The organism is Bradyrhizobium sp. SPXBL-04, assembly GCF_051853035.1.
Classification (GTDB): Bacteria; Pseudomonadota; Alphaproteobacteria; order Rhizobiales; family Xanthobacteraceae; genus Bradyrhizobium; species Bradyrhizobium zhanjiangense.
Genome location: NZ_CP182472.1, coordinates 4,434,888 through 4,460,363, shown reverse-complemented (window position 1 = coordinate 4,460,363; position 25,476 = coordinate 4,434,888). Strand labels below are relative to the sequence as shown.

At 63.7% G+C, this 25,476-nt stretch carries 28 protein-coding genes; 14 read left to right on the top strand and 14 right to left on the bottom strand.

Going from position 1 to position 25,476, the window contains the following annotated elements; genetic code table 11:
- Nucleotides 1-894 precede the first annotated feature (894 nt).
- Nucleotides 895-1,053 carry a hypothetical protein gene (locus ACNJX8_RS21095; RefSeq protein ID WP_164934919.1) on the top strand — a complete coding sequence of 53 codons (159 nt, stop codon included), beginning with the start codon at nucleotides 895-897 and terminating at the stop codon, nucleotides 1,051-1,053.
- A 185-nt stretch (nucleotides 1,054-1,238) separates the two neighbouring features.
- On the opposite strand, the gene ACNJX8_RS21090 is transcribed toward ACNJX8_RS21095, so the two are convergent.
- Nucleotides 1,239-1,478, bottom strand: coding sequence for a hypothetical protein (locus tag ACNJX8_RS21090; protein ID WP_439356634.1), 240 nt, complete (start codon nucleotides 1,476-1,478; stop codon nucleotides 1,239-1,241).
- A 283-nt stretch (nucleotides 1,479-1,761) separates the two neighbouring features.
- Here ACNJX8_RS21090 and ACNJX8_RS21085 point away from each other — a divergent pair, with 283 nt between their 5' ends.
- Complete coding sequence (locus ACNJX8_RS21085; RefSeq protein ID WP_128941150.1) at nucleotides 1,762-1,959, top strand: hypothetical protein; 198 nt, start codon at nucleotides 1,762-1,764, stop codon at nucleotides 1,957-1,959.
- A gap of 116 nt (nucleotides 1,960-2,075) precedes the next feature.
- On the opposite strand, the gene ACNJX8_RS21080 is transcribed toward ACNJX8_RS21085, so the two are convergent.
- From ACNJX8_RS21080 to ACNJX8_RS21065, 4 genes are all read right to left on the bottom strand, one after another.
- A complete protein-coding gene (locus ACNJX8_RS21080; protein ID WP_439361947.1) occupies nucleotides 2,076-2,744 on the bottom strand; it encodes a hypothetical protein in 669 nt (222 codons plus the stop codon).
- 727 nt (nucleotides 2,745-3,471) lie between these two features.
- Nucleotides 3,472-6,579 (bottom strand): DEAD/DEAH box helicase, encoded by a 3,108-nt coding sequence (locus ACNJX8_RS21075; protein WP_439356633.1) that lies wholly within the window; start codon nucleotides 6,577-6,579, stop codon nucleotides 3,472-3,474.
- Between the two features lie 1,021 nt (nucleotides 6,580-7,600).
- Nucleotides 7,601-7,990, bottom strand: a complete 390-nt coding sequence (locus ACNJX8_RS21070) for an NUDIX hydrolase (RefSeq protein WP_439356632.1) — start codon at nucleotides 7,988-7,990, stop codon at nucleotides 7,601-7,603.
- 146 nt (nucleotides 7,991-8,136) lie between these two features.
- Nucleotides 8,137-9,216 (bottom strand): AI-2E family transporter, encoded by a 1,080-nt coding sequence (locus ACNJX8_RS21065; protein WP_439356631.1) that lies wholly within the window; start codon nucleotides 9,214-9,216, stop codon nucleotides 8,137-8,139.
- 457 nt (nucleotides 9,217-9,673) lie between these two features.
- Here ACNJX8_RS21065 and ACNJX8_RS21060 point away from each other — a divergent pair, with 457 nt between their 5' ends.
- Nucleotides 9,674-9,901 (top strand): hypothetical protein, encoded by a 228-nt coding sequence (locus tag ACNJX8_RS21060; RefSeq protein ID WP_128933662.1) that lies wholly within the window; start codon nucleotides 9,674-9,676, stop codon nucleotides 9,899-9,901.
- Between the two features lie 85 nt (nucleotides 9,902-9,986).
- Here the strand turns inward: ACNJX8_RS21060 and ACNJX8_RS21055 are convergent, their stop codons facing one another.
- The gene (locus tag ACNJX8_RS21055; RefSeq protein WP_128933661.1) at nucleotides 9,987-10,199 is read right to left on the bottom strand and encodes a hypothetical protein; all 213 of its coding nucleotides are present in this window, start codon (nucleotides 10,197-10,199) and stop codon (nucleotides 9,987-9,989) included.
- Nucleotides 10,200-10,388: 189 nt separating this feature from the next.
- Here ACNJX8_RS21055 and ACNJX8_RS21050 point away from each other — a divergent pair, with 189 nt between their 5' ends.
- Nucleotides 10,389-10,691, top strand: a complete 303-nt coding sequence (locus ACNJX8_RS21050; RefSeq protein ID WP_439356630.1) for a hypothetical protein — start codon at nucleotides 10,389-10,391, stop codon at nucleotides 10,689-10,691.
- A 5-nt stretch (nucleotides 10,692-10,696) separates the two neighbouring features.
- Here ACNJX8_RS21050 and ACNJX8_RS21045 read toward each other — a convergent pair whose 3' ends face one another.
- The gene (locus ACNJX8_RS21045; protein WP_128933659.1) at nucleotides 10,697-10,930 is read right to left on the bottom strand and encodes a hypothetical protein; all 234 of its coding nucleotides are present in this window, start codon (nucleotides 10,928-10,930) and stop codon (nucleotides 10,697-10,699) included.
- Nucleotides 10,931-11,181: 251 nt separating this feature from the next.
- Here ACNJX8_RS21045 and ACNJX8_RS21040 point away from each other — a divergent pair, with 251 nt between their 5' ends.
- The 3 genes from ACNJX8_RS21040 (at nucleotide 11,182) to ACNJX8_RS21030 (ending at nucleotide 12,782) form a co-directional block, all read left to right on the top strand.
- Nucleotides 11,182-11,769, top strand: a complete 588-nt coding sequence (locus tag ACNJX8_RS21040) for a formyltransferase family protein (protein ID WP_439356629.1) — start codon at nucleotides 11,182-11,184, stop codon at nucleotides 11,767-11,769.
- Nucleotides 11,770-11,941: 172 nt separating this feature from the next.
- Nucleotides 11,942-12,292 (top strand): hypothetical protein, encoded by a 351-nt coding sequence (locus ACNJX8_RS21035; protein WP_091897812.1) that lies wholly within the window; start codon nucleotides 11,942-11,944, stop codon nucleotides 12,290-12,292.
- A complete protein-coding gene (locus ACNJX8_RS21030; RefSeq protein WP_439356628.1) occupies nucleotides 12,237-12,782 on the top strand; it encodes a hypothetical protein in 546 nt (181 codons plus the stop codon). Before ACNJX8_RS21035 ends, ACNJX8_RS21030 begins: the two co-directional genes overlap by 56 nt.
- A 49-nt stretch (nucleotides 12,783-12,831) precedes the next feature.
- Here ACNJX8_RS21030 and ACNJX8_RS21025 read toward each other — a convergent pair whose 3' ends face one another.
- Nucleotides 12,832-13,230, bottom strand: coding sequence for a RidA family protein (locus ACNJX8_RS21025; RefSeq protein ID WP_128933656.1), 399 nt, complete (start codon nucleotides 13,228-13,230; stop codon nucleotides 12,832-12,834).
- A gap of 149 nt (nucleotides 13,231-13,379) precedes the next feature.
- Here ACNJX8_RS21025 and ACNJX8_RS21020 point away from each other — a divergent pair, with 149 nt between their 5' ends.
- Entirely contained in the window at nucleotides 13,380-14,255 is an 876-nt protein-coding gene (locus ACNJX8_RS21020; RefSeq protein WP_439356627.1) for a DMT family transporter, read from the top strand.
- Nucleotides 14,256-14,457: 202 nt separating this feature from the next.
- On the top strand, nucleotides 14,458-15,888 hold the full coding sequence (locus tag ACNJX8_RS21015; protein ID WP_439356626.1) for a caspase family protein: 1,431 nt from the start codon (nucleotides 14,458-14,460) through the stop codon (nucleotides 15,886-15,888).
- A gap of 206 nt (nucleotides 15,889-16,094) precedes the next feature.
- On the opposite strand, the gene ACNJX8_RS21010 is transcribed toward ACNJX8_RS21015, so the two are convergent.
- Both ACNJX8_RS21010 and cysK read right to left on the bottom strand, forming a co-directional pair.
- Nucleotides 16,095-16,337 (bottom strand): BrnA antitoxin family protein, encoded by a 243-nt coding sequence (locus tag ACNJX8_RS21010; RefSeq protein ID WP_091897797.1) that lies wholly within the window; start codon nucleotides 16,335-16,337, stop codon nucleotides 16,095-16,097.
- A 3-nt stretch (nucleotides 16,338-16,340) separates the two neighbouring features.
- The gene (cysK, locus tag ACNJX8_RS21005) at nucleotides 16,341-17,318 is read right to left on the bottom strand and encodes a cysteine synthase A (protein WP_439356625.1); all 978 of its coding nucleotides are present in this window, start codon (nucleotides 17,316-17,318) and stop codon (nucleotides 16,341-16,343) included.
- Between the two features lie 219 nt (nucleotides 17,319-17,537).
- On the opposite strand from cysK, the gene ACNJX8_RS21000 reads away from it, so the two are divergent.
- Nucleotides 17,538-17,756, top strand: a complete 219-nt coding sequence (locus ACNJX8_RS21000; protein WP_128933652.1) for a hypothetical protein — start codon at nucleotides 17,538-17,540, stop codon at nucleotides 17,754-17,756.
- Nucleotides 17,757-17,759: 3 nt separating this feature from the next.
- On the opposite strand, the gene tgt is transcribed toward ACNJX8_RS21000, so the two are convergent.
- A complete protein-coding gene (tgt, locus tag ACNJX8_RS20995; RefSeq protein ID WP_439356624.1) occupies nucleotides 17,760-18,905 on the bottom strand; it encodes a tRNA guanosine(34) transglycosylase Tgt in 1,146 nt (381 codons plus the stop codon).
- Nucleotides 18,906-19,120: 215 nt separating this feature from the next.
- On the opposite strand from tgt, the gene ACNJX8_RS20990 reads away from it, so the two are divergent.
- From ACNJX8_RS20990 to ACNJX8_RS20975, 4 genes are all read left to right on the top strand, one after another.
- Complete coding sequence (locus ACNJX8_RS20990) at nucleotides 19,121-20,299, top strand: patatin-like phospholipase family protein (protein ID WP_439356623.1); 1,179 nt, start codon at nucleotides 19,121-19,123, stop codon at nucleotides 20,297-20,299.
- 135 nt (nucleotides 20,300-20,434) lie between these two features.
- Nucleotides 20,435-21,178, top strand: a complete 744-nt coding sequence (locus ACNJX8_RS20985; RefSeq protein ID WP_439361946.1) for a TetR/AcrR family transcriptional regulator — start codon at nucleotides 20,435-20,437, stop codon at nucleotides 21,176-21,178.
- A gap of 252 nt (nucleotides 21,179-21,430) precedes the next feature.
- On the top strand, nucleotides 21,431-22,033 hold the full coding sequence (locus tag ACNJX8_RS20980) for a PepSY domain-containing protein (protein ID WP_249761516.1): 603 nt from the start codon (nucleotides 21,431-21,433) through the stop codon (nucleotides 22,031-22,033).
- A gap of 229 nt (nucleotides 22,034-22,262) precedes the next feature.
- Entirely contained in the window at nucleotides 22,263-23,300 is a 1,038-nt protein-coding gene (locus ACNJX8_RS20975; RefSeq protein ID WP_439356622.1) for an aspartate-semialdehyde dehydrogenase, read from the top strand.
- 104 nt (nucleotides 23,301-23,404) lie between these two features.
- Here the strand turns inward: ACNJX8_RS20975 and queA are convergent, their stop codons facing one another.
- The 3 genes from queA to ACNJX8_RS20960 all read right to left on the bottom strand — a co-directional run bounded on the left by queA (nucleotide 23,405) and on the right by ACNJX8_RS20960 (nucleotide 25,471).
- Nucleotides 23,405-24,478: a tRNA preQ1(34) S-adenosylmethionine ribosyltransferase-isomerase QueA gene (gene queA / locus ACNJX8_RS20970; RefSeq protein ID WP_439356621.1), complete on the bottom strand. Its 1,074-nt coding sequence runs from the start codon at nucleotides 24,476-24,478 to the stop codon at nucleotides 23,405-23,407.
- Nucleotides 24,479-24,599: 121 nt separating this feature from the next.
- The gene (locus ACNJX8_RS20965; RefSeq protein ID WP_008563933.1) at nucleotides 24,600-25,064 is read right to left on the bottom strand and encodes a peptidylprolyl isomerase; all 465 of its coding nucleotides are present in this window, start codon (nucleotides 25,062-25,064) and stop codon (nucleotides 24,600-24,602) included.
- Complete coding sequence (locus ACNJX8_RS20960; RefSeq protein ID WP_128947062.1) at nucleotides 25,061-25,471, bottom strand: hypothetical protein; 411 nt, start codon at nucleotides 25,469-25,471, stop codon at nucleotides 25,061-25,063. The genes ACNJX8_RS20965 and ACNJX8_RS20960 overlap by 4 nt, the downstream gene beginning before the upstream one ends.
- Nucleotides 25,472-25,476 lie beyond the last annotated feature (5 nt).

Here is a 25,476-nt window from a genome sequence, read left to right as displayed (position 1 = left end):
ACCTGTGGCATGGTCGTTGCACAGTCGAAACCAACTGGGATTTCAGTGCTCAGTTTGAGAATGAAACGCTGCCGGGACATGTATTTCGAGCCCGGCAGCGTCGTGTTTTAGGACGAGTGGGACAGCCGCCAGCGTGAACCGGCGAACCGTCCGAAGATGTCCCGTTCGATTTGCCTAGATTTGCTTTCCGCGCATGCAATTGATCACAAACTCTCGCTTTGCGCGACCTGTCCTTTCATGATCCCACCCGCACTCGAGAAACCACGTTCGCTAGCGAGCTGCTTGCATCTTTCCAAACTTTGGGGGGAGCCTCCGCGAGGCGTGCTCTGCTGCGCCTGTCCAGCGCCGGTGGTCAGAGCCAGAGTGAGGGAAGCAATTGAAATCAGCCTAATCATTAAACAACTCCCTACATGAAGGATGATCTAATCATTGCAAGGAAAAGATCGGGATGCTTCGCGCCGGAGCCAGTAATGCAAAAGTGGCGGACGCTCGGCACCACGGCGCCAGGGTACTTACGTTTGTCGATAGCCAGCTCAATTGTCGGCGATCGACGCGATGGTGGCGGCTCCCGATCGCTTGTGGATTGTAGCACAGAGGCCCGCCGGCGTGAACCAGCGAGCCTCCACACGCCATAGAGCTTGGCCAGCAGGAGGCTTCCCTTAATCGCCCAACAGGCGAGCCGAATTCTTCACGTCGACCCGCTCGTCCGTGATGCTCCGTCGCAGGGAAAGGAGCACCATTGAATCCTGCTGCGGTAGCGCTGCATTTTGCTGCGCTGAGTCATTGCTCTCCTTCAGCAAGGCAGTCTGGTGCCGGATATTCGGCATAGGAACGTTTCGACCGGCAGGGAATCTTACAGGCGCAATCCATCCAGTGTTCCCTGTGGATCAAACGATGGAAAAAGCGCTCGCATACGCCATCTCGGTGGCTCTCGTCGGCTTCGGTGTCTTGATCTTTTTCGCCGGCCTGTCCTCCAGTTCGCCTGCCCTATGGACAATCGTTGCGCTGGTCCCGATCACCATCGGGCTCGTAAGCGCCTTTGGCCCCATGTGACTGGACGTGGAAACAGGCTTCAGATCAACACATCTGTGTTTTCCGGCAACTCGTGTTCGCTCTCGTCGTAGTTTCAGACGCTGGTAGGCGCGCATGAGCCATTTCGTCTCGGCCGCGCTGGAATGCTGATGTCGGCTTGCCTATGTCCGACCGGCATTGGCATTGCCGGAAGCCAGCGTCCGACGTCATTGCTCGACGCTGGGCGGCCGCGCCATGCGCTTCTTTGGGCGATCGGGTTTTGCCGATGATGATTTGGGTTTAGCACTCAGGCGAGTTGCTGCGGCCGGTTTGCGGTCGACGCTATGCCCCTGTTGCATGTGCTCGGCTGCGATGACGCGGGATCGCAAATTTTCCAACTCGGAAAGCCCGGAAACAAGCTCGTCGACACGCTGCTTCAGAACAGCGGTGCGATCACAAGCGCCCATTAAACGCCCCCACGACACCCTAAGACCCGACCGGACAACCGGGACAATTATGCAATCAACAAATGCGGTGGCGAGGCGACGGTTCCTATTGAAAGTGCTGCACGGTAGTGACGGCCCCGGCCGTGGGGGCTTTTGGGTGGGTCGAGGCCGGGGCCGCTGGAGGTGCTTTGGACCTTTGGGGAAGGCCAAAGCCCACCGAACTCTAGGAAAAAGCGGCAACCACGTCTGTTCGCTTTCGTACATTGCCTGTACCGTTCCATTACGGGGAACGGAGTCATTGCAAATGAAGGACTATCCGGCCCCGCTCGAGAAACTCCGGAAAGATGCGGCCAAATGCGCCCTGATCCGCGATCTGGCAACCGAACCCGCCAAGCGCGAACTGTTCGATCGGCTTGCGAGCCACCTCACAGTCCTGGCTGACCAAGTTGAAATGGCGATGCTTGAGCGGAAGACCGGGACCGGTCCTCCTGACCGTCCATGAGGCATGCGGTCATGGACTTGATGTCGGCGGCGATCAGTCGCCAGCGTACGAGCATAGGCCCGTTCGCTTACTGGGTTCGCGCGGAGATGGCCCCAAATGATCCGCTTGACGTGCGTTCAGCTTTCCGGGGCTGAAACTGTAGCGGGCATGCTCAGCGGCGCTCCTCCAACCGAAACGGGCCCGACAGGTTTCGATTCCCGAGCGATCCGTTTGCGCATCACTGCGGACAGTCCATAGCGAGCCTGCGCCCTTCGAATGGAGGACGTGACGTCCGACATCAATGCACTTTGCAGCGTGTCGACCTTCGCGATCAGCGTCGACAGCTGCGAAGATATCTTCCTCACGTCGACCCGTTCATCCGTGATGCTCTGTCGCAGGGAAAGCAGCACCAATGAATCCTGCTGCAGCAGAGCTGCATTCTGCTGCGCTGAATCATTGTTCTCCTTCAGCAAGGCAGTCTGTCGCTGCTGGGCCGACTGAATGTCCTTCAAGGCAGCGACGACCGGATCCGGTTTTGGCGCGGAAGCCTTTTGGCGCGGAAGCAGTTCAGCCAAGTTGCCGACATTCAACGACGGAAAACCAGACGGCAACGTATAGATCGCCGCCGAGCCATTGATGGCCAAGGCACACACGGACAGGGCCAGGACCGATTTCCGGCTGGACCGCTTGATCGGCACTGGAGCTTCCGCGGCTGCGGGTTCGTGTGCTGCTGCGGCGGCTGCAAGTGCTGCAGGGTCGAGCTCTTCGGCGAAGCCTTCCGTTTCGAAAGTCGTGGTCACGTGCATTGACCCCAATGAGCGAGCAAAAGGAAGCCGCCCCTGGAACGTCCTCACGACGACTCCTTTACGCAGCACCCATACACAACTGTCTAAAATTGTGGGCTTTTTGGATTAATTCCACGTTAGCGGCCTGGCCGGCTGACGGGCTCAGCGACTCCGGCCAATTACGGGGGTTAAGCCCCTCACCCCATGGCCAGCAGCAGTTTTCCGCAGCGGATTTTCCGAAGAATGGCAGAATGCCACTGTTTTGCCCGACGCGTCAACTGGATTTCGCGACGAATGCAGAAGACATTGTATCAGCAGCACTTAGCTACTGTGCATGGGGTTGTTTTTACGTTTTTGGCTAGTCGCTCAATCGAGAGATGAGCTCGGGTACCAAACTCCTTCACCAATCAATCCGCAGTGGCCGACCGGTTAGGCGGATTCCAGACTCCGCTGAGACAGATTCAACTGTTGTGCGCAGCCAATTTGGCCCCATGGCGAAACGGGACCGGGGCGAGATGATCCATTGCGCCGATCGTGTCTCTTCGCCGCTTCGCTCGCGGACTACAAACCTGGCCCTGTCGGGCTCGGAACGCGTCTGGGCGACACAGTTGTTCGTCGCTCGACCTGCGCGTTGGCGTCCAGCACCTTGTCGCCAGCTCGTGCGGCTCGCGGCCGGCTGATCTGGTCTGCGCGGACGCGTGATCCGCGTTGGAAATGACGTCAAGCTGCTGACGAAGGCGCGAGCGCCCTACCCCTCATCCAGCAGCTCGAACAGCTCCTCCACCCGCTCAAACGGCGCATCTCGCATTGGGCTGTGATAGACGACGCGATCGCCGTCGCGTTGCAACGACTTGCCCCGCGACTTCCGCAAGCGCCCCGGCAGGAACGTTGCGGCGACCGCTCCGGGACCGACGTCGAGGCGGATGATGCCCCTACGCTTGCATTCGATCCTGAGCCAGGCTGCGGCGAAGAAGTCGCGCGCCACTTTCGGCAGCGGGCCGAAGCGGCGGGAGGTTTCTTCCTCGAGGTCGTCGAGGTCGTCCTCGTCATTGCATCGTGCTGCACGCGCATAGAGTTCGAGCCGCACGGGCTCGGACTGCACGTAGGTATCGGGCAGCATGTCCCCGACCGGCAGATTGAGGTCTGGCACCCACACTGCGGCCCGGCCCTCGTCGACCTTCTCCGAGGCCATTTTCAAGAGGTGACTGTAGAGCACGGGCCCGAACACCTGGACGTGGCCGGATTGCTGCTCCGAGAACAGGTCTCCCGCGCCTCTGAGATCGAGATCGCGCTCGCTGATGGCAAAGCCGGCGCCGGGTCGGCTGAACTCCTCGAGCACCGCCAGCCGCTTCTCGGACTGCCCGGACTCCGTCTCGGTCAGCAGATGGGCGAAGGCGCGGATGCCGCCACGGCCGACCCGCCCGCGGAGCTGGTGCAGCTGGGCGAGGCCGAACTTTTCGGGCCAACAGACCACGATGGTGTTGGCACGGGGAATGTCGAGGCCGCTCTCCACGATGTTGGTCGCGAGCAGGACGTCGGCCCTACCCTCGACGAAATTCATCATGCGGTCGTCGATTTCGTCGGCCGCCAGTCTGCCGTGCAGACAAACGATGCGCAGGTCGGGAGCCACCGCCTGCACCCGCGCCAGCATGGGATCGAGATCCTGGATGCGCGGACAGATCAGAAAACTCTGGCCGTGCCGCCGCTGTTCGCGCAGCAGCGCGGAGGCGATGGCGGCGTCCGACAGCGGTGCGATCCGGGTTGCGACTGGAAGCCGGTGCACCGGCGGCGAAGCGATCACGCTGAGGTCGCGGAAGCCGGCAAGGCCGGCGGCGAGCGTCCGCGGGATCGGCGTCGCGCTCATCATCAGCACGTGGACGTTCTTGGCGAGCCCGGAGAGCTTGGCCTTTTCGGCCGCGCCGAAATGCTGCTCCTCGTCAATGATGACGAGGCCGAGATCGTCGAACTTGACGTCCTTGCCGGTGAGCGCCTGCGTGCCGATCACGACCTTGATCCAGCCGCTGCGCAATCCCTCCTTGGTCTCGCGCAGCTCCGCGCCGGATGTTGCCCGCGACAGGTTGCCCACCTCGATGCCGAACGGAGCGAAGCGCTTCTGAAACGTTGCGACATGCTGCCGTGCCAAGACCGTCGTCGGCACCGCGACCGCCACCTGCTTGCCCGACAGCACCACGGCGGCCGCCGCGCGCAGCGCCACCTCGGTCTTGCCAAAACCGACGTCGCCGCAGATCACCCGGTCCATGGGGTGACCGGACGCGAGATCATCCAGCACGTCGGCGATCGCCTTGGCCTGGTCGCTCGTCGTGAAATAAGGGAAGCGCGCCACGAACTTCTCGTAGCCCGATCCCGGCGGAACCAGCTTTTCGGCGCGCCGCCGCCGGCGCTGGCTGATGTGCTTGGCCAGAACCTTGCCCGCGATCTGGATTTCGCGTTCGGCTGAGGTGCGGCGTGCCCACCATGTGCTGCCGTCCGCCCTGTCGAGCGCGAGCTTGCCGAGCTCGGCTGAGTAAGGCCACATCAAAGCGAGATCGGGCGGCGGCACCAGCACCGCGTTGTCGCCTGCGAACTTCAGGCGGATCATCTCCCGCAGCGCGCCGCCGCCGGTGTTCACCGTCTGCAAGCCGTCGAGCACGCCAAGGCCGCGCTGGAGATGGACGACCACCGTGCCCTGCTCGGGCACGTCGGCATGATCGAAAGCCGCACTCCAGGCGCGCGCCATCGGCTGAGGATGATGCGCCCGGCTGCCGAGCACGTCGGACGCCGTGACGATGGCAAGAGGTTTTTTCCCCGGCAGAACGAAGCCCGCATCGAGATCGGCGAGCAGCGCCGCCTCGCCGTTCCGCCCGCTCGTCACCTCGTCCCAGTCTTCGCAGCGCTGCGCCCTGACGCCGCTCATCCGCTCCATCACGCGCAGATCATCCTCCTGCGCTGCGACGAGGATCAGGCGCGAACCGGCCCGTCGCGTCTCCTCGACGAATGCCCGGAGCGCCTTCCTTGCGGATGTCAGCTTCGAAAATTCCGGCGTGGTCTGGAGCGGCGCCGTCCGCGGCAACGTCTTCATGCCCTTGGCGAGCCGTTTCCAGTCAGCCCGCCCGAGATATTCGCGCTCCCGCTCGGCACGGGGCGCGGCTTCCTCGATCGTGCTCAGCCACGCGTCGGCGTGCAACGGCACACCTGCATCGGCGATCCATTTGGCGCGCCCGCAATAATCGAACAGGCTCGCGCGCTTGCCGCGTTTGCCGGCAAAGGCAAGCCGCTCGGACATGGGATCGACCAGAAGCTCGCTGGTCTCGAAGATGATGTCGTGCTCTTTCGGATCGAACGCCACGATCCGTCTTATCGCGCGATCCGAATGCTCGATCCGGAACGGCCCCAGCGCGCCTGCGGGAAATATCTCGAAGGTCTGACCATGAAACAGCGCCCCGCCCGGATAGTCCGGCTCGTCGTCGAGATCATATCCGAGAGCTTCGAGGCGCGCCTCGAGGTCCCGCTCGGAGAACGCGCCGCCCACCTTCAAGCTCACGCTCAGGCGCGACAGGCTCGCAGGCGGCGGCAGGCGCTCCATCACGGCTTCCGCCGTCGAAACGAGAAAGAGCGGCTTCTTGGATCTTGCGAGGCGTCTCAGGACCGAGGCTCGGCGCCCCGCGAGTTCGTGGGATGGCTCCAGCTGATCGAACGGCAAGGTGTTCAATCGCGGAAACACCAAGACCTCGCAGGAAGGGTCGAACGCGTGAATGACACTGCCCAGCCGCTCGGCCCTGTTCTCACTCTCGGCAAGAAAAACCAGACCGCTGCGTCCGGACTGCTTCCATTGTGCAAGCAGATGGAGAGCCATCATTCCGAGGGGCGACGAAGATGAGATCGTTGCGCGCTGCGACCCCTTGCTCTTCTTGGGCGACTTCTTGGTGGCCCGCGCGTTTTTGGAAAGCCTCACTTGAATCCGTCTCTGGTCGTAAACCGCCGGCAACTGAACGCGAGCCGCTCTCATCCTGATTCGGCTGCTCGGCGCCATGCATATGGGATTTGCCCGGCGAACGCACGCTCGTGGGCAACGTCCGGGATGCCATCGCGATCCCGGCAGTTTGGCCGTTGATCGCCCAGCAGATCGGAACTGGCTCCGTTCCGACGCGTGAAATGCGGTCCATGCTCTCGACGCGAAAGTCAATACAATCGAGACGCTCTACTCACTGGCAGGCACGAAAAAGCCCCAGCGCTTGGAGCCACGCTGGGGCGTTCGTTTAAAATGAAGCGGTTAAGCAATGACGTCTTCATAGCAGCGATCTCGCCGAGCGTTTGTGAACTGGTTCACACGATTTGCGCCAAAACGACCTCAGTGCGAAGGCGCTGAGGTCGCCAACCTTTGTGGGGAAGGTTTTCTCGCGGCCCGGGGGGCTTTTGGGGTTGGGGATGGGCCGTGAGCCTAGAATCTACGCGCGCCGAGCGAAGTCGTTCCAAGAAAGTGGGCCAGATATCTGCCGGCGCGGTCGGCGCACTGATGGTCCGACCTGCCGGAACTGGGTACCGCATCCTTCCGGTTTGAGCGCCCACGCGCCGCGCGCTAGGATTTCTCTCATAAGTTTCGTCCAGATTCCGTGCACGCGCTATAAGGGCGTGTTTCGCGATCGCGCCGGCCGGTTGCAGGACGGCTATTCCAGGCAATGTCCGAGCTGCGAAGTGGTGCTGTTCTTCGCAGAGGATTCCCCAACACCCCTTCATCAAACGCGCGATGCGCAATGCGCGCACGGCCCGCAAGGAGCAGCGCAAGGTCGAGGCCGTCCGGCTCGCTGCGCCGGAGCCGCGCGCGGCCCGGTCGAGGGCATTCGCCGGGCGGACGCGATCGGCGCGGCGAGAGGATTAGCTCACCGCCGCGGCTTTCGTGGAAACAGGCGGTCGCGGATGTAGCGCGAGGTCGGCGTCAGGCGGATGCCGCGGGGCTTCTGCCAGGCGGCGCGGTCGATCTCCTTCTTGTCGCCGATCGCCAGCCTGCCCTTGGCGCCCTTAGCGATGAAGATCGCATCGCTCATCTTGCGGCCGGAGCGCTTGTTCCTCGCCTTCACTTCCTTCCAGAGGCTGATCCGGCCGAGCTTCAGCTTGGGCAGCTCTTCCTTGATCTCCCGCCGCAGGCAGTCCTTCGCGGATTCGCGCGCTTGCTTGCGGCCGCCTGGGAACATCCAGAGGCCGTCCGACCGGCGTCTGACCAACAATACCTTGCCGCGTCTCGCGGCAACCAGTTTGGAAGACTTCGCCATTACTGCTGTAGATCAAGACCAGAATCGTCCAGATCGTAACTTGTCTAGTCGAACAGACAAGTTCGGGGCGCATTTTGATCGCAGGCCACGGAGCCGCGCGCTCCTGGTGCGACATGGCGGACCGAGCGCGCCGTCGAGGCGCGAGATCAGCCCTCGCTCACCTTCGGCCGGTCCTCCGTCCTGATCCAGGCCATCATCATCTCCCAAGCCACCGACAGGATGATCGGCCCGATGAATAGGCCGACGATGCCATGGGCGAGCGTGCCACCGATCACGCCGACGAAGATCACGATGGTCGGCGTGGTCAGGCCGCGCCCCATGACGAGCGGCTTCAGCATGGTGTCGATGAAGCCGACCAGGACGAGAAACACCGTGAGCAGCAACGCCGTGGTGACGTCCTTGGCGGTCCAGATCCAGACGATCACCGGCAGCAGCACGAGGAAGGCGCCGATCTGCACGATCGAGAGCAGCAGCACGATGAAGGCGAGAAGGCCTGCGCTCGGCACCGCCGCGAGCTTGAAGCCGAAGCCGGCGAGCAGCGCCTGCACCACCGCGACGCCGATCACGCCTTGCGCCACGGCGCGGATGGTCGCGCCCGCAAGCTCCAGGAAATGCTCGCTCTGCTCGGGCACGATCCGGAACAGGAAGCTGCGGCCGGCTGCAACCAGCCGCGGCCCGTGCGGAAACAGGAAGCCGGCGACGAACACGGACAGCAGGAACTGGACCGTTCCGAGACCGGCATCGCCCGCGAGCGACAGCAGCGGTCCCGCCAGCGGCTGGAGATACGGCGCCACCTCGCGCAGCACCGCGCGGATATTGGTGTAGGCCTGGTCCCAGAGCTCATAGAGCCAGGGGCCGACCACTGGCCACGATTTGAGCTGCACCGGTGCCGACTGCAGCGCGAGGTCGCCGGTGCTAAGCTGGTGCGCCAGCTCCCGCACACCGTCGACGGCGCTGAGGCCGAGCCAGGTCGCAGGGCCGATGACGATGCCAAGCGTGATCAGGGTCAGGATCGCTGCCGCGGTCTTCGGCCGGCCGCCGAGGATTTTGGCGACCCAGCTGAAGGCCGGATAGAACGCGACCGCGAGCACGCCGCTCCAGGCCAGGATCGGCACGAAGGGGCGGATGATCAGGAAGGTCCAGATGATCAGCAGGCCGAGCAGGCCGAGCCGGATCACGAGCTGGATGATATCCTCACCCGTCAAGAGCTGACGGAGACTTTTCACGGCTACAGCTTTCCTTGCGACATGAACGCAACTTCCGGCGCTTGCGAGGCCTAGCCGTTATTGCCAGCAACAAGCCGGGCGTCAAGGCGACCGGTTCCCGCAAGATCCGCCGACTAGGAACGCATCGGACCAATCGGCATTTTGAGGACGATGACGGCCGGACCCAGAGAGCTTGATGCACATGCGGGAATTCACCGCGGCGTCCGCTATTCGTTGAAGCGGAATGCCGCGCCGGGCTACTGGCGCTATGCCTATGCGATCGGCGACAGGGTCCGCTCCGGGCGGGTGCAAGGCAAGCTCCCGCTGCTCGCCATCAGGCGCGTGCAGATGCGCATTGACCGGGACTTGCGGCCTGGCTTGGCTAACGCCCGTTAAGTGGATTTCTCTGGGCCAGTTTACGCCGCTGCAAAGGCCCGTGGCTACCGTGGGTTGAGGTCCCCAAAAAACATTCTGTGCAATGGCCAACAGCATCTGGACGATCGAAGAATTCACCTGCCCGGGTTGCAGCATGAGCTACACCGCGACAAGGGAGGAACATGCCGAAGCGCATTCCGGCAGCTTCAAGTGCAGCATCTGTAGCAGTGTGGTGCATAGCTGGTCCGGCAAGCATCACTTCTTCGGCTGGGAAGCGGTGAAGACCAAGCCGCCCGTGTTCGGACGGCGCTGGGCGGGCGTTGGATGGTAGGGCCGAGGCATCGGTTCGCGCTCGCCGTCGTTGCCCAGCGAAAGCCGGGTATCCCCTCGCCCATCGACCGCATTGTGAGCCGCGATCAGCCGCCGCCGAAATTGGAGGGATCGAGATTCCTGTTCTCCGACGGCGGGATCGGCGGATGACCGGGAAACCTGTACCAGCCGGGCGGCACGACCGCGCGCGTGTCGGGGCGGACCACGACATGGTGCCGCGGACGCGCGTAATGCCTCGGCGCTGCGGCAGCCGAGGCGCACGCTGACATCAGAACAAGTAAAGCCAAGACAGAGCGCATGGCACGGGCTCCTGACGTCCCCGCCGATCATGTGGTCAGCAGAACCTGCTCGCACCATTCATCTGCGCGTCACAACCGGTCACATCGGCGAGATCGCCGGAAAATCTGCCCAATTGCGCCGCAGGCGTTTGGACTCCGTTCACCGATCGCCGCTAGATCAGGGCGGATCCTCCGCGCCGAACATCAGCCATGGCCGACCTCAACGCCGTCCTCACCAGGCTCAACGACCGTCTGCTCCGCCTCGAGGGCGAGCTGTTCGTGCTGCGCTCGCTGGCACGCGCGACGCTGACGGCAGGCGATGATCACGCGGCGCGCATGCGCAAGCTGGTCGAGGCCGCGAAAGTCGCGCTTGACGACGAGGCCAAGCGTCCGCTCGACAAGCCGACGCGCAAATATGTCGATGCGGCAACCGCACTGGTGGAAGAGCTCCTGGTCGAGCCGACCACGGCGCGGCCGCTGTTCACGGTCATTGACGGTGGCAGGCGCGACTGAACGGTTCAGACAGGAGAAGATGGACCGAGACCCGCGCTTTCGGCCTTCAGCCGGCTGAGGCCTGCCTCGATGATCGCGATCTCCTCGTCGATCTGGCCGATTGGCAGGCTGAAATCATAGCCCGACCTGCTCTTCAGATCGACGGCGAGCCGCTGCCGGTGCATCATCAGCTCGTCGAGGCCACGCCGGTTCTTCAGTCGGACATAGGTGTCGACGATCTGCTCAATCGCGCTGGGCATGAAATCGGTCCCGGCCAAAAAGGCCCGCGCGGCGCACCCACGCCGGCGGGACATTCTCAGGTCGCGGTACGCAATACAAATCCGCGACGGATTCGTCGATACGCCAGGCTGGTTGAGAACGTATTACCATCAGATGATTTCGTGATGCGCTGTGCATTGTTGATAACCCGCGCAAACGCAGCGCGGGTGGTGACAGGACGTCCGGACGTGATATCGGGGGATGACGCAGCTGCGAGACAGATCGGACATCCATGCGCATTACCCTCGTCGGCTCCCGCCATTTCGGCGTGACCACCCTGAACATGCTCCGGGAGCACAGCGTCTCGATCGTGCGAGTCGTGGTGGCCGATGCCGAGGATCGCCTCGCCGCGGCCACCAGGGCGGCCGGCATCGAGGTGGTGGTCCAGGCCAATCCGAAGCTGGTGGTGGCTTCCGAGATTGGCCCCGATACGGATCTGATCATCACGGCGCATAGCCACGCCCGGATCGGCAAGGACGCGCTCGCCGCCGCCAAGTATGGCGGGATCGGCTATCACCCTTCGCTATTGCCGCGCCACCGCGGCAAGGCGGCCGTGGAATGGACCATCAAGGAAGGCGATCCGGTCGCCGGCGGCACGATCTACCACCTCGCCGACCGCATGGACGCGGGCGCCATCGCCGCCCAGGACTGGTGCTTCGTCAAGAAGGGCGAGACGGCGCGGGAGCTCTGGGAGCGCGCGTTGGCGCCTCTCGGCCTTAAGCTGCTGGCCGACGTGATCGACTACATCAAGGTTCACAAGGCGCTGCCGGCCAAAGTTCAGGACGAGCAGTTCGCGACCTCGGCGCCGAGTCTCTCCTGACGTTTACCCTTAACGTGAACCCGCGTTGATTCTGCTTCGAAAATCGGAGCCAAGAACCCAAATAAACCATTGTTCCCACAGGAACAATTTTCGATTTGGCATTGCAACAAATTTCCGTCACATTTCGTCCGAATAAACGTCAGCATATCAGACAAGTTCAAGGACGGAATTCATGCGTTTTGGTCGCATTGCGGTGTTCTGTGCCGCCTCAGTTTTCGCCGGCACCCTCGCCGCTCCCGCCTTCGCCCAGGGTCCCTATGACGGCAATTGGCAGGTCACGATCGTGACCAAGAGCGGCTCCTGCGAACCGACCGCAAGCTCCATGCTGACGGTTGCCGACGGCAAGATCACCGCGCCCGGCGCTAACGTTTCCGGCACCATCGGCCGTGAGGGACTTGTGAAAGTTTCGATCAATGGTGCATATGCCAACGGTCAACTCAACGGCAACGCCGGATCGGGGAAGTGGAATGGAGCATCTGCAGGCATACCGTGCAGCGGGCGGTGGGAAGCATCGCGCCAATAAACCAACTGAGGCTCGCGCTGGAGGCCGGCGGCTGCTGATCGCGGCCGCCGTTTTGTTTGCGGCGGCTATCGCCCACACTGAAAGCAAAGCCCAGGCCGGCCCATTTGCCCCGATGGCAGGCAGCTGGAGCGGCGGCGGTACTGTCATCCTCGATGACGGCTCGACCGAGCGGATCCGCTGCCGGGCCAAATACGCCCCGATCGGTCCGACCATGGAAATGTCGCTGACCTGCGCCAGCGACGCCTACAAGTTCAATCTCGGGGCGAGCGTCAAGGCAGAGGGCAGCGCCATCACCGGCAACTGGTCCGAGGCCAGCCGCAATATTAGCGGCTCGCTCCAGGGCCGCGGCGGTGGCGGAAATTTCGAGGTGGTCGCCTCCGCCGCCGGCTTCAACGCCAATATCGCGTTGAGGACGAGCGGCAACAAGCAGACCGTCACGCTGCGCGCCGACAGCCAATTCCGCGGCGCCAACATCTCGATGACGCGCTGAGCCAGATCAGTTTCAAGACCATCGACCCGGCGACCTCGCCGGGTCTTTTTTATGCATTCGGCACGAACGCCGTGACCTCGATCTCGACCTTGGCCCGCTCGTCCACGAGACCGCCGATGTAGAGCAGCGTCGAGGGCGGGAAATTGCGTCCCAGCGTTTCCTTCCAGGCCGCGCCGATGCCGGCCCCGGCGGCCTCATACTCGCTGCGGCTGGTCAGGTACCAGGTCAGGCGGACGATGTGCTCGGGGCCCGCGCCGGCCTCGCCCAGAAGCTTGATGATCCGCTTCAGCGCGGTCGCAACTTGCGCCGCCATGTCGGGCGCGTAGTTGCCGCTCTCGTCGCCGCCGGTCTGCCCGGCCAGCACCACCCAACGCCCCGGCCCGTCGACCACCACGCCATGGGAAAAGCCGCGCGGTTTTTTCCACTCGGCCGGCTGCAAGATGCGCATGAGCGAAGACCTCCCGATTTTCTCGTTGTTCGCTGACGCCTTAGCACACCGAGCTGCATCGCTGCATCCGCAGATTTGACCGTTGCAAACGGCAGCGATGTCGCTGATACCGGCTTTCCCCTGACGTACGATTTCCCGCACTCACACCTATGACCGCGACACCGTCCAAATCGATGGCTGCACTTTGGATGGCCGGCTGGCTCGCGCTGATGCTGGTCATGGCGGTTGCCGGCCGCGAGACCACGAGCGAGCTCAACGTCTTCCAAATCATGGAAGTGCGATCTGTGATCGGGTTGTTTCTGCTTCTGCCGATCATCTACCGCGCCGGCGGCTTCAAGGCCGTCGCGACCAAACGCCTGCCGCAGCACCTCGCGCGCAACGGAGTCCACTATTTCGCGCAGCTCGGCTGGTTCTACGCGCTGGCGCTGATCGGTATCGGCCAGGTCGTCGCAATCGAATTCACCATGCCGATCTGGACGGCACTGCTGGCCGCAACTTTCCTGTCCGAGCGCATGACCGTCTGGAAGATCGCCGCCGTCGTACTCGGCATCGTCGGCGTCGTCATGATCGTGCGGCCCGCCACCGGCGAGATCAATCCGGGCCAGCTGATCGCGCTTGGGGCCGCGATTGGCTTCAGCATCTCCATGATATTGGCGAAGTCGCTGACCCGGACCGAAAGCGCATTGTCGATCCTGTTCTGGATGATCGTCGTACAGATGGTCGTCGGCCTGCTACCTACGCTCTACGTCTGGACTTGGCCGTCGGCCTCCATGTGGGGTTGGCTCTTCGTCATCGGGGTCTGCGGCACATTTTCGCACTACTGCCTCGCCAGCGCGCTCCGGTACGCGGATGCGACCATCGTGGTGCCGATGGACTTCCTGCGGGTTCCGCTCACGGCAACCGTCGGCTGGCTGTTGTATTCGGAGCGTCTCGACACCTTGACCGTACTGGGCGCGGCGCTGATCCTGTGCGGTAATCTCCTCAATTTAAGGCCCCCATCAGCGGTTCCAGCCCGCGCGCGGTGAACCTCGCGCCGCCTCGCGCGACAAAACGAAGTGGCCGTGTGATTTGGATCACGTTGGAGAAGGATTCCGTCGTGCACATTCGGCCACACAGCAGCGGGTTGAACGCAGCGGACCGCCGTTTTGGTGGCGCGAAGTCGGGCACTTCGTGTAGGTTCGTTGCCAATTTGTTGCTGCCTGCAATTCGATTCTGGGGGATTTCAGAATGCGCTATCTCACCCTCCTCGCTTCGCTGATGTGCATGGCACTGTCGATCAGTGCTGCCAAGGCTGACCGCCGCGTCGCCTTTGTCGTCGGCAACGGCTCCTACAAGAACGTCGCGCAATTGCCGAACCCGCCGATCGACGCCAAGGCGATGGCGGCGACGCTGCGCAATGTCGGCTTCGAGGTGATCGAAGGGTCCAATCTCAGCCGCGACCAGATGACGGAGAAGCTGCTCGATTTCGGCCGCAAGGCGCAGGGCTCCGACATCGCGCTGTTCTATTATGCCGGCCACGGCATTGCCGTCAGCGGCACCAACTATCTCCTGCCTGTCGACGCCGACATCAAGTCGGAGATGGACGTCAAGCTAGGGGCCGCCATCAACATCGACCTGACGCTCGAGCAGACCATGGGCGACGCCAAGGTCAAGCTCGTCTTCCTCGATGCCTGCCGCGACAATCCGTTCGCCGCCAAGATCAAGTCGAACTCGGCGACCCGCAGCGTCAACGTCCAAAGCGGTCTCGCCGAGATGAAGTCCGGCGAAGGCACGCTGATCGCGTTCGCCACCGGCCCTGGCCAGACCGCGCTCGACGGCCAGGAGGGCAACAACAGCCCGTTCACCCGTGCGCTGATCGACAACATCACCAAGCCCGGCGTCGAGATTCAGCAGGCGATGACGTCGGTGCGCGCCCAGGTCAATGAAGAGACCCGCAAGGGCCAACTGCCCTGGGGCCACACCAACCTGACCGGCTCGGTCTACCTCAACCAGGCCCCGGCAACGCAAGTCGCCAACGCGGCGCCGACCGCGGCCGGCACCGTGCCGGCGGCAACCGGCGGCGGCTCGGACGGGGTCGAGCTCGAATATTGGCGCTCGGTGAAGGAGTCCAATAAGCCGGAAGAGCTCAACGCCTATCTCGCCGCCTATCCGAACGGTCAGTTCAAGGCGCTGGCGCTGGCACGCCTTGCCGCGATCAAGAGCGGCCCCTCGACCGCGACCCGCACGCTCAACGCTGGCATCGATCCCGCGACCTTTACCGACGAGGCCACTCAGCTCACCGAAGACCAGATCGGCCTCGACAAGAACCAGCGCCGCGACGTGCAGCGTCGCCTCACCGGCCTCGGCTTCGACACCAAGCAGACCGGCGTGTTCAGCGACGAGACCCGCTCCGTGCTCAAGCGCTGGCAAGCAGCGCGCGGCTATCCTTCGTCCGGCTACCTCAATAAGCACCAGCACAAGGCCCTGCTCTCGGAGATCGTAGCCGCACCGCCGACCGCCAGCGATAACAGCCAGAAAGCGGCTCGGCGCGCCAGCGCCCCGCCACCCAGCAGCGCGCCAGCACCGGCTCCCCAGCGTAGCAGCCCCGGCGATGCTGCCGGCGCAGCCTTCGTGGGTGGCGTCGTCGGCGGTATGATGGGCGGCATGTTCCGCCGCTGAGGCAGGACTGCAGCTTCAAAAAAAGCCCGGCTCGCGCCGGGCTTTTTCTTTGGTACGACGGTGTCGCAGCATGCTCCGTCATTGCGAGGAGCCCTTGCGACGAAGCAATCCAGGCTGTCACCGTGGAAAGATTCTGGATCGCGTCGCGGAGCCTGTCATCGGGCCGCGCTTCGCGCGGACCCGTTGGCTCGCGATGACGACGTTGGCTACGACTTCCCCGCAGCCTTCCGCAGCGCTTCGTTGATGCGGTCCTGCCAACCCGGTCCGCCCTCCTGGAAGAACTCCAGCACGTCCTGGTCGATACGCAGCGTGACCTGCTCCTTGATGCCGGGAACGGCGGTTTGCTTGGGCGGCGCCACGGCGACCTTGGCCGTCACCTTCTTGAATGCCGCCTCGGCTTCCGTTCTGGCATCGCCCAGCGTACGCGGCCGCCTCGGTTGATCCGCCATGTCCTAGATTCCCTCAAATAGAGCCGTGGAAAGATACCGCTCGGAGAAGGACGGCACCACCGCCAGGATGGTTTTTCCCGCAGCTTCTGGCCGCTTGCCGATCTGGAGTGCCGCCGCGATCGCGGCGCCCGAAGAGATGCCGCCCGGAATGCCCTCATGCCGCGCCAGCGCGCGCGAGGCCTCGATTGCCGTCGTCGAATTGATCTTCACGATCTCGTCGATCACGGAGCGATCGAGGATGTCGGGAACGAAGCCGGCGCCGATGCCCTGGATCTTGTGCGGGGTGTGCTGGCCGCCTGAGAGCACCGGGCTCTCCTCCGGCTCGACCGCCACTACCCGCAAGGAAGGTTTGCGCGGCTTCAGCACCTGGCCGACACCTGTGATGGTGCCTCCGGTGCCGACACCGGCGACGAAGACGTCGATGTTGCCGGCCGTGTCATTCCAGATCTCTTCCGCTGTGGTGCGGCGGTGCACCTCGGGGTTGGCGAGATTCTTGAACTGCTGCGGCATCACCGAGTTCGGCGTCGTCTTCAACAGTTCTTCCGCGGCGGCAATGGCGCCGTTCATGCCTTGGGCTGCCGGCGTCAGCACCAGTTCCGCACCGAGAAAGGCCAACATCTTGCGCCGCTCGATCGACATCGACTCCGGCATCACCAGTTTGAGCCGGTAGCCGCGCGAGGCCGCGACGAAGGCAAGCGCGATTCCGGTATTGCCGGAGGTCGGCTCGATCAGCACGGTGTCGGGTTTGATGATGCCCGCCTTCTCCATGGCGATGATCATGGCCGCACCGATGCGGTCCTTCACGCTCGCGGCCGGATTGAAATATTCAAGTTTTGCCAAAATGGTCGCGTTCACGCCGTGCATGCCGGGCAGTCGTTGCAACCGCACGATCGGCGTGTCGCCAAAAGCCTCGACGATCGAGTCATAGATCCGGCCGCGGCCGGGTTGGTGCGCTGCACTCGTCTTGGACGACGCGTCCATGATGAACTCCCTGTGGCAACAATCTGCGCTTTCACAGTCTCGCGCAGTTACGGACAGCTTGCAGCGACACGCAAGCGACAATGCGGCACATGTTAAATACGCTGCATCGCAAAATCGCATGAGCTGCAAATATCAGAAAACCAACGCATTTGTGTTGCGACCTCGTCAACTGATTCTCCTTATGTTAGACTTAGGTCTCAAAGCAGGGAGGTCACCACGATGTCAGCAGTTGCTGAAGTGTTGTCGACCGTCGCGCTGAACCGCTATCCGCGTTGCAGCGAGTTGCCTACCTGTCCGGTCTGCGCCGACTCCATGGTCGCCGCCGAAGCATCTGCCTACATCTCCGACCACGTGATCAGCTATCTCTGGACCTGTGACAATTGCGGCTATGGCTTCGTGACCAAGCATGCCGTCAAGCAGCGCTTCGTCTGCAATTAATATCTAGCGCGGGGCTATGTCGCCCCTCGTCCAGTCCTCGCGCGTACGCTGATAGAACTCCTCGAACCTTCCCTGTGCGACCGCGTCCCTGATGCCCTGCATCAGGGATTGGTAATAGGCGACATTGATCTCGGACAGCAGCATCGCCCCCAGCGTCTCGCCCGCCTTGACGAGATGATGCAGATAGGCGCGCGCGCAGCTCCGCGTCGACGGCCATGAGCTCTCTTCATCGAGCGGACGCGGATCGTCGGCGTGGCGCGCGTTGCGCAAATTGACCTGGCCGAAGCGCGTGAAGGCGACGCCGTGACGGCCGTTGCGGGTTGGCATCACGCAATCGAACATGTCGACGCCGCGCTTGACTGCCTCGAGGATGTCGTCGGGCGTGCCGACGCCCATGAGGTAACGCGGCCGCTCTCTCGGCAGCAATGGTGCGGTCTCGTCAATCATCGCCAGCATCACCGCCTGCGGCTCGCCGACGGCAAGGCCGCCGATCGCATAGCCGTGGAAGCCGATCTCGACCAGCCCTTGCGCGCTGGCATGACGAAGCTGCGGTACGTCGCCACCCTGCACGATGCCGAACAGCATGTAACCGGCGGGCGCGCTCGTGAAGGCCCGCTTGCTGCGCTCGGCCCAGCGCAGCGACAGGCGCATCGCCCGCTCGATGTCGTCACGCTCAGCCGGCAGCCGGACGCATTCGTCCATCTGCATGGCGATATCGGAGCCGAGGAAGCGCTGCACCTCGATCGAGCGCTCCGGCGACAGCTCGACCTTGGCGCCGTCGATATGCGAGCGGAAGGTGACGGCGTGCTCGCTGACCTTGCGCAGATCCGCCAGCGACATCACCTGGAAGCCGCCGGAATCCGTCAGCATCGGCCCGTTCCAACCGGTGAATGTCTGCAAGCCACCAAGCGCCGCAATCCGCTCGGCCCCGGGGCGCAGCATCAGATGGTAGGTGTTGCCGAGCACGATATCGGCGCCGGCGTCGCGCACCTCGCGCCAGTGCATGCCCTTCATGGCGCCCGCGGTGCCGACCGGCATGAACGCCGGCGTCCTGACCACGCCATGCGGCGTGGTCAGGCGCCCGGTGCGCGCGGCGCCATCGGTGGCGAGCAATTCAAAGTGATTTGGAAGATCATTGTCGGGATTCATGGCGGTGCTTATTGCGTGTCGGAGAAGGCCGATCAACCCGCGCGAACCACGCCAAGGCTGGCTTGTGCCTCAGACTGGGACACAATTGGAGCGGATATTGGTGCCCTGCTCTTGTTAAACAAAACGATACAGTGTAGTTTTATCTTGGGGGCTGGACGAGATTGCCGCGGCGAATTTGCCGGCGGCGGTATAAGCGTGATCGCCAGCCACCGACGATGCCCCTCCCTTCAAGTTCGACCGATATTCCCGGCCTCTCGCAGGGCTGGATAAGGCGGATAGGCGCCCGCCTGGCCGGAGTCCTGGTCCTGACGTGCAACCTGGCGCTCGGTGCCTGCACGTCCCTGCCCCGCACGCCCTATACGGCCGCCGAAGCCAGCACATCGCGTGTGCTCGATATCGATGGCCTCCGGCGCTACGCCGACGAGCCGGTCACGAAATTCAGCTTCGAGAAGGACACCGCGGCCAAAACCTATCTGGCGCTATCCGGCGGCGGTGCCGACGGCGCGTATGGCGTCGGCGTGCTGAACGGCTGGACCGCAGCCAGAACCCGTCCCACCTTCTCGGTCGTCTCGGGTGTCAGCACCGGCGGCCTGATCGCGCCGTTTGCGTTCCTCGGCTCGCAATATGACGACACGCTGAAGGAGGTCTACACCAGCGGCATCGCGGAGAGTCTGCTGAACGATCCCAGCATCATGCGGGTGCTGTTCGGATCCGGCCTGTTCGGCAACACGCGGCTGCGCGAGCTCGTCGCCCGCTATGTCGGGCCCGAGATCATGGCGCAAGTCGCGCGCGAAAATGCCAAGGGCCGGAAGCTATTGGTGGTGACGACCGATCTCGACACCCAGCGGACCGCGATCTGGGACATGGGCAAGATCGCCGCGGTCGGAACGCCCGAGGCGCTAAAACTGTTTCGCGACGTGATGGCGGCTTCCGCCAGCATTCCCCTGGTGTTTCCGCCGATCATGATCGACGCCGAAGGCCAGGGCCGCAGGTTTCAGGAGATGCATGTCGATGGCGGCGTGACGGCGCCGGTGCTGACGCTGCCGGAAGCCCTGCTCTTCCAGGGCAGCCGCCTGCCGGGCAACGCGAAGATGGACATCTACATCCTCGTCAACAAGAAGATCGAACGCAATTTCGAGCTCGTCTCCAACAGCACCATCGACGTCGCCTCGCGCAGCCTGTCGTCGATCACCCAGTCGCAGACGCGCTCGATCATCTTCTCGACCTATGATTTCGCCAAGCGCAACCGCCTGGGCTTCCATCTCTCCTACATCGCGCGCGACTATCCGGCGGCGCCCTCGGAAGGGTTCGATACTGCCTATATGCGGGCGCTGTATCAGTACGGATATGACAAGGCGGCGTCCGGCCAGGCCTGGACATCGACGCTTCCGTGATTCCTCGTGACGGAACGAGGCCATACGGAAACCGTTGACGATACGGCCAATTCGGCCAGATTCGCGATGACGCCCCCGCTCCTGCGCGATATAGAGCGAATGACTGATATCACGACCGCGCAGGAATCATTGGGCATGGGATTGACTGCGACCAAGACAAGAACCGCCGCGCCACGGCGCGAGGTGCCGAAATCGCGCGGCGGCCGGCCGACGAAGACCGCCGCCATCGAGCGCGACCAGCGGCTGATCGAGGTCGCTACCCGCCTGTTCCTGGATCGCGGCTTCGATGCAACCTCGCTCGACGCGGTTGCGGAAGCGGCCCGGGTCAGCAAGCCCACCGTTTATTCCCGCTATGGCGACAAGCGCGGCCTGTTTGCGGCCGTGCTGAGGCGCGAGATCGCGCGCTGGCTTGCGCCGCTGTCGGCTGCGGCAGAGACGCAGCTCTCCAGCGCCGCGAACATCTCGGTCGAGCAGCGGCTGGTCGAGATCGGGCGCGAGATGCTGACGTTCACCTGCGGTCCCGACGCCGTCGCCTTCAGCCGCATGATGACGTCACAGGCCATCAACTTCCCTGACGTCGCCAAGCTCGGCAAGGAGGAGGGCTGGCTCAAGGCCGTCGCCACCACGGCGCGCTTCTTCGACCACCTGGTGGCACAAGGCGCACTCGATGTCGAAGACACCACCATTGCAGCCGAGGTGTTTCTCGACGTGGTCGTCGGTCACACCCACCGCATGGCGACGTTCGGAACGGCGCTGGAGATGAAGGCCGCGGAAAAGCGGATGCGGGCGGCGATCAAGCTGTTCCTGGCCGGCGCGTTGGGACCCGCCGACCGCATCCAGAGCGCCGCAAAGAGCACGCAGCGGCGCCCGTCCCGCTGACAATTCCGTGAGCGCGCGATCTATCCCCCGGGGAAACACGGCCTCGCCATTGACCAAAATAAAACGATACGGTATGGTTTAGTTACAAGGTGAGGCGGACCGCTTTTTTCACCAGCCCCAAAGAGGTCCGTCCCGCTTCGATCGTCGTGCCGGGTACAGCCCGATGCGGCGTTCCGCGGCCGACCGATGCCCAAGGTCGGCCGCGAATTCTTTACGATCATCCGGCACACTCGCTGGCCGAGGGTTTCGAGCATGACGACAGCCAAACGATGGACCTCGCAACTGCTTGCGATCGCCTTGCCCGCGCTGCTCCTCGCCGCACCGGCACAGGCGATTGTGACCGCGGGCACGCCGACCGCGCTTCACAGCGACACAGATAGTGATGCCGAAGCGGACCGCCAGGCAGTCAGCCGCGAGATTGAGCGCTTTCGCAGCTCGTCGATCTCGATCAGCCAGGCCATGGCAATCGCGGAAGGCCGGCACGCCGGCGCCACGACGGCGGATGTGAGTTTTGACGGAGCCTCCGGTGTGCCGGTCTACCGCGTGAAGACCCTGCACAACGACCGGATCTGGCGCCACACCATCAATGCTTCGACCGGCGAGCTCGTCGGCGGCGAAGCCGCCCTCCCCCTCGCCGAGCTCGACCTTGAGGACCGCAGCAACCTCGCAGCGCTCGGTGCGATCAGGCACCGCCTCGCGGATGCCGTGCGCGTCGCCGAACGCGCGGCCTCGGGCAAGGCGATCAGCGGCGGGCTGGTGCGCGAACGCGGCCGGCTCAATTTCGCGATTGTCGTGATCAGTGGCGACGACCTCAAGGAAGTCATCCTGGAGCCGCCGGGCGCACGGGCCAAATAGCGACGGGCCCCGGCATCGACCGGAGGCGAAAAGCCATTGACGGCTGCAAGACTCTCCCGCATAAGTCGCCGCCATGTTCACGACCACCAAACGCACGACCAAAACCACCACGGCCTCAGGGGCCCGGGGAGGCGTGCGCGCGTAGGTCGTCGACTTAAACGCATCAGCTCTACCGAAGCCCCGCCCTCGATGGTCCGGGGCTTTTTTGTTGTCTAAATTCTCAATGCAAATGGAGGACAAAGTGAGTAACGATCCCGTCGTCGCGATTGTCGGCGTCACCGGTGCGGTGGGCGCCGAATTCATCGCCACCATGGACAAGCGCGGCTTTCGCGCCGGTAAGCTCAGGGCGCTGGCGAGTGCCCGCTCGGCCGGCAAGACGGTGTCCTTCCGCGGGCAACAGGTCGTCATCGAGGAATTGACCGAGCGTTCCTTCGAGGGCGTCGACATCGCCCTGTTCTCCGCCGGCGGCAGCATCTCCAAGAAGTTCGCACCGATCGCGGTCAAGGCCGGCGCGGTCGTGGTCGACAACTCCTCCGCCTTCCGCATGGACCCGAACGTGCCGCTGGTGATCCCCGAGATCAACGCGAACCGCATCCGCGATCACAAGGGCATCATCGCCAACCCGAACTGCGCCGCGATCACCGCGCTGGTGCCGCTGTGGCCGATCCACCAGAAGAACCGCATCAAGCGCGTCATCATCGCGACCTACCAGGCGGCCAGCGGCGCCGGGGCTGCGGCGATGGAGGAGCTGGTCGAATCCACCCGCGCCAATCTCAATGGGCAGGTCTATACGCCCAAGGTGATGCCGCACCCCTACGCCTTCAACCTCTTCAACCACAACACGGCGGTCGACCCTGACACCGGCTACAACGACGAAGAGACCAAGGTCATCAAGGAGACCCGCAAGATTTTCGAGGACGAAACCATTGCAGTCGGCGTCACCTGCGTGCGCGTGCCGGTGCTGCGCGCTCATTGCGAGGCCATCACCTTCGAATGCGAGAAGCCGATCACCGAGGACCAGGTCCGCGCCATCATGGCGCAGGCGCCCGGCGTCAAGGTCGTCGACGACCGCGCCAAGAACTACTTCCCGATGCCGATCGATGCTTCGGGCCAGGACGACGTCTTGGTCGGCCGCATCCGCAAGGATCTCAGCGACGCCAGCGGCCATTCGATCTCGATGTTCGTTGCGGCTGATCAGCTCCTGAAGGGCGCGGCACTCAACGCGGTGCAGATCGCCGAGCTCTTGCCGCAGCAGCTGATGGCGTAACCGGTATCGTAGGGTGGGCAAAGGCGCGCAAGCGCCGTGCCCACCACTTCCCCCGCGCAATCAGGAAAGATGGTGGGCTACGCTTCGCTTTGCCCACCCTACGGCTACGGCTCTGCCCGAAACAACAAGCATGCATCCCCGTACGAATAAAACCGGTAGCCAGTCGCGATGGCGTGCGCATACGCTCGCTTCATCGTCACCAGGCCCGAGAACGCCGACACCAGCATAAACAGCGTCGACCGCGGCAAATGGAAATTGGTCAGCAGGATATCGACCGCGCGGAAGCGATAGCCGGGGGTGATGAAGATCGACGTGTCCGCCGCAAACGGCTGGATGCTGCCGTCCTCCGCGGCGGCGCTTTCCAGCAGCCGCAGTGACGTGGTGCCGACGGCGATGATGCGGCCGCCGTTCTTGCGCGCGGTGTTGAGCCGCTCTGCCGTCTCGGCCGAGATCGTGCCCCACTCGGGGTGCATCTTGTGGCCTTCGGTATCGTCCACCTTGACCGGCAGGAAGGTCCCTGCCCCGACATGCAGCGTGAGCCGGTTGATGCCGACGCCGTGGTCGCGCAGCGCCTGCTCCAGCGCCGGGGTGAAATGCAGCCCAGCCGTCGGCGCGGCGACGGCGCCTTCGTTCGCCGCGAACATAGTCTGGTAGTCGATGAGATCCTGGTCGTCAGGCGTGCGCTTGGAGGCGATATAGGGCGGCAGCGGCGGGCTGCCGAGATCGGCGATGGCCTGGTCGAGCGCGGGACCGTGGAACGAGAACGATAGCGTCACTTCGCCTTCACCGCCCTTGGCTTCGACCTCGGCGTCGAGATGGCCGAGCAGGCAGACCTTGCCTTCATTGCCAAAGCGGATGCGGTCGCCGGCTGTGAGCTTCTTCGCCGGCTTCACCAACGCCTGCCAGCGCGAGCCGTCGAGGCGCTTGATCAGTGTCGCCTCGATCCTCGGCTCGGTCTCACGCCCGATGCGACGGCCCCTCAGCTGCGCCGCGATCACCTTGGTGTCGTTGACGACGAGCTGGTCGCCTGGCTTCAGCCATTGCGGCAGGTCGGAAATGGTCTGATCGCGCAACGCGCCATTCTCGACGACCAGCATCTTCGCGGAGTCGCGCGGGCTCGCCGGGCGCAACGCGATGCGCTCGGGCGGCAGGTCGAAATCGAAGAGGTCGGTGCGCATGTCTCAGAACTTGTCATCGCCCGCGCAGGCGGGCGATCCAGTACTCCCGATCGTAGCCGTAATCGCCGCTGGTGATTACTGGATGCCCCGCCTGCGCGGGGCATGACACCGACAAATCCGCTTACTCCTTATCCGCCGCCATCCGCGCCTTGACGATCTTGTCGGGGTTCTGCACGGGCTCGCCGCGCTTGATCTTGTCGACGTTCTCCATGCCCTCGGTGACCTTGCCCCACACCGTGTACTGGTTGTCGAGGAAGCGGGCGTCGTCGAAGCAGATGAAGAACTGGCTGTCGCCGGAGTCGGGGTTGGCGGCGCGCGCCATCGAGGCGGTGCCGCGCACATGCGGCTCCTTGTTGAACTCGGCCTTCAACTTCTTGCCGGAGCCGCCGGTGCCGGTGCCCTGCGGGCAGCCGGTCTGCGCCATGAAGCCGTCGATCACGCGATGGAACACGATGCCGTCGTAAAAGCCCTCGCGGACCAGCTCCTTGATGCGCGCGACATGGCCGGGCGCCAGATCAGGCCGCATCTCGATGGTGACGGGGCCCTGCGTGGTCTCGAGGATCAGGGTGTTTTCGGTGACGCTCATGCTCGTCTCTCTTGCGTTGGGGGTGAAGTCTTCCGAGTGCGGAACTGGATCGCGAATGGACGCCCCGCGGCGGCGCCAGCCATTGCATCGGTAAATGGCACCGGCGTGCAGCGTTGCAACGTTTCCATCACCGCGATCCGGTATTGCAGCCGGTCATTGTCGGAGGCCTCCGCGGATTCGTAGGTAATCCGCGGATGGCCCAGAATGTTTCCGGCCCGGTTAAAGCTCACGACGACGGTAATGTCGAGGGGGCGCGCCTTGGCCGGCGGCGGCGGCTTCCAGCAGGTGCGCAGATGCCGGAAAATGTCCTGGATGGTGTTGACCTGCGCGTTTTCGGCGGCCGCACTGGGGATGCCGAGCAGCAGCATCGCGGCAACCAGCAGGAGCTTGCCACCGCGGCGCGCCATCGTCC

Bases quoted from the DNA above. Each gene is read 5' to 3' on its own strand.
- ACNJX8_RS21095 (WP_164934919.1), top strand. From the start codon at position 895: ATGGAAAAAGCGCTCGCATACGCCATCTCGGTGGCTCTCGTCGGCTTC.
- ACNJX8_RS21090 (WP_439356634.1), bottom strand. From the start codon at position 1,478: ATGGGCGCTTGTGATCGCACCGCTGTTCTGAAGCAGCGTGTCGACGAG.
- ACNJX8_RS21085 (WP_128941150.1), top strand. From the start codon at position 1,762: ATGAAGGACTATCCGGCCCCGCTCGAGAAACTCCGGAAAGATGCGGCC.
- ACNJX8_RS21080 (WP_439361947.1), bottom strand. From the start codon at position 2,744: ATGCACGTGACCACGACTTTCGAAACGGAAGGCTTCGCCGAAGAGCTC.
- ACNJX8_RS21075 (WP_439356633.1), bottom strand. From the start codon at position 6,579: ATGATGGCTCTCCATCTGCTTGCACAATGGAAGCAGTCCGGACGCAGC.
- ACNJX8_RS21070 (WP_439356632.1), bottom strand. From the start codon at position 7,990: ATGGCGAAGTCTTCCAAACTGGTTGCCGCGAGACGCGGCAAGGTATTG.
- ACNJX8_RS21060 (WP_128933662.1), top strand. From the start codon at position 9,674: ATGGCCAACAGCATCTGGACGATCGAAGAATTCACCTGCCCGGGTTGC.
- ACNJX8_RS21055 (WP_128933661.1), bottom strand. From the start codon at position 10,199: ATGCGCTCTGTCTTGGCTTTACTTGTTCTGATGTCAGCGTGCGCCTCG.
- ACNJX8_RS21050 (WP_439356630.1), top strand. From the start codon at position 10,389: ATGGCCGACCTCAACGCCGTCCTCACCAGGCTCAACGACCGTCTGCTC.
- ACNJX8_RS21045 (WP_128933659.1), bottom strand. From the start codon at position 10,930: ATGCCCAGCGCGATTGAGCAGATCGTCGACACCTATGTCCGACTGAAG.
- ACNJX8_RS21040 (WP_439356629.1), top strand. From the start codon at position 11,182: ATGCGCATTACCCTCGTCGGCTCCCGCCATTTCGGCGTGACCACCCTG.
- ACNJX8_RS21035 (WP_091897812.1), top strand. From the start codon at position 11,942: ATGCGTTTTGGTCGCATTGCGGTGTTCTGTGCCGCCTCAGTTTTCGCC.
- ACNJX8_RS21030 (WP_439356628.1), top strand. From the start codon at position 12,237: ATGGAGCATCTGCAGGCATACCGTGCAGCGGGCGGTGGGAAGCATCGC.
- ACNJX8_RS21025 (WP_128933656.1), bottom strand. From the start codon at position 13,230: ATGCGCATCTTGCAGCCGGCCGAGTGGAAAAAACCGCGCGGCTTTTCC.
- ACNJX8_RS21020 (WP_439356627.1), top strand. From the start codon at position 13,380: ATGACCGCGACACCGTCCAAATCGATGGCTGCACTTTGGATGGCCGGC.
- ACNJX8_RS21015 (WP_439356626.1), top strand. From the start codon at position 14,458: ATGCGCTATCTCACCCTCCTCGCTTCGCTGATGTGCATGGCACTGTCG.
- ACNJX8_RS21010 (WP_091897797.1), bottom strand. From the start codon at position 16,337: ATGGCGGATCAACCGAGGCGGCCGCGTACGCTGGGCGATGCCAGAACG.
- cysK (WP_439356625.1), bottom strand. From the start codon at position 17,318: ATGGACGCGTCGTCCAAGACGAGTGCAGCGCACCAACCCGGCCGCGGC.
- ACNJX8_RS21000 (WP_128933652.1), top strand. From the start codon at position 17,538: ATGTCAGCAGTTGCTGAAGTGTTGTCGACCGTCGCGCTGAACCGCTAT.
- tgt (WP_439356624.1), bottom strand. From the start codon at position 18,905: ATGAATCCCGACAATGATCTTCCAAATCACTTTGAATTGCTCGCCACC.
- ACNJX8_RS20990 (WP_439356623.1), top strand. From the start codon at position 19,121: ATGCCCCTCCCTTCAAGTTCGACCGATATTCCCGGCCTCTCGCAGGGC.
- ACNJX8_RS20985 (WP_439361946.1), top strand. From the start codon at position 20,435: ATGGGATTGACTGCGACCAAGACAAGAACCGCCGCGCCACGGCGCGAG.
- ACNJX8_RS20980 (WP_249761516.1), top strand. From the start codon at position 21,431: ATGACGACAGCCAAACGATGGACCTCGCAACTGCTTGCGATCGCCTTG.
- ACNJX8_RS20975 (WP_439356622.1), top strand. From the start codon at position 22,263: ATGGAGGACAAAGTGAGTAACGATCCCGTCGTCGCGATTGTCGGCGTC.
- queA (WP_439356621.1), bottom strand. From the start codon at position 24,478: ATGCGCACCGACCTCTTCGATTTCGACCTGCCGCCCGAGCGCATCGCG.
- ACNJX8_RS20965 (WP_008563933.1), bottom strand. From the start codon at position 25,064: ATGAGCGTCACCGAAAACACCCTGATCCTCGAGACCACGCAGGGCCCC.
- ACNJX8_RS20960 (WP_128947062.1), bottom strand. From the start codon at position 25,471: ATGGCGCGCCGCGGTGGCAAGCTCCTGCTGGTTGCCGCGATGCTGCTG.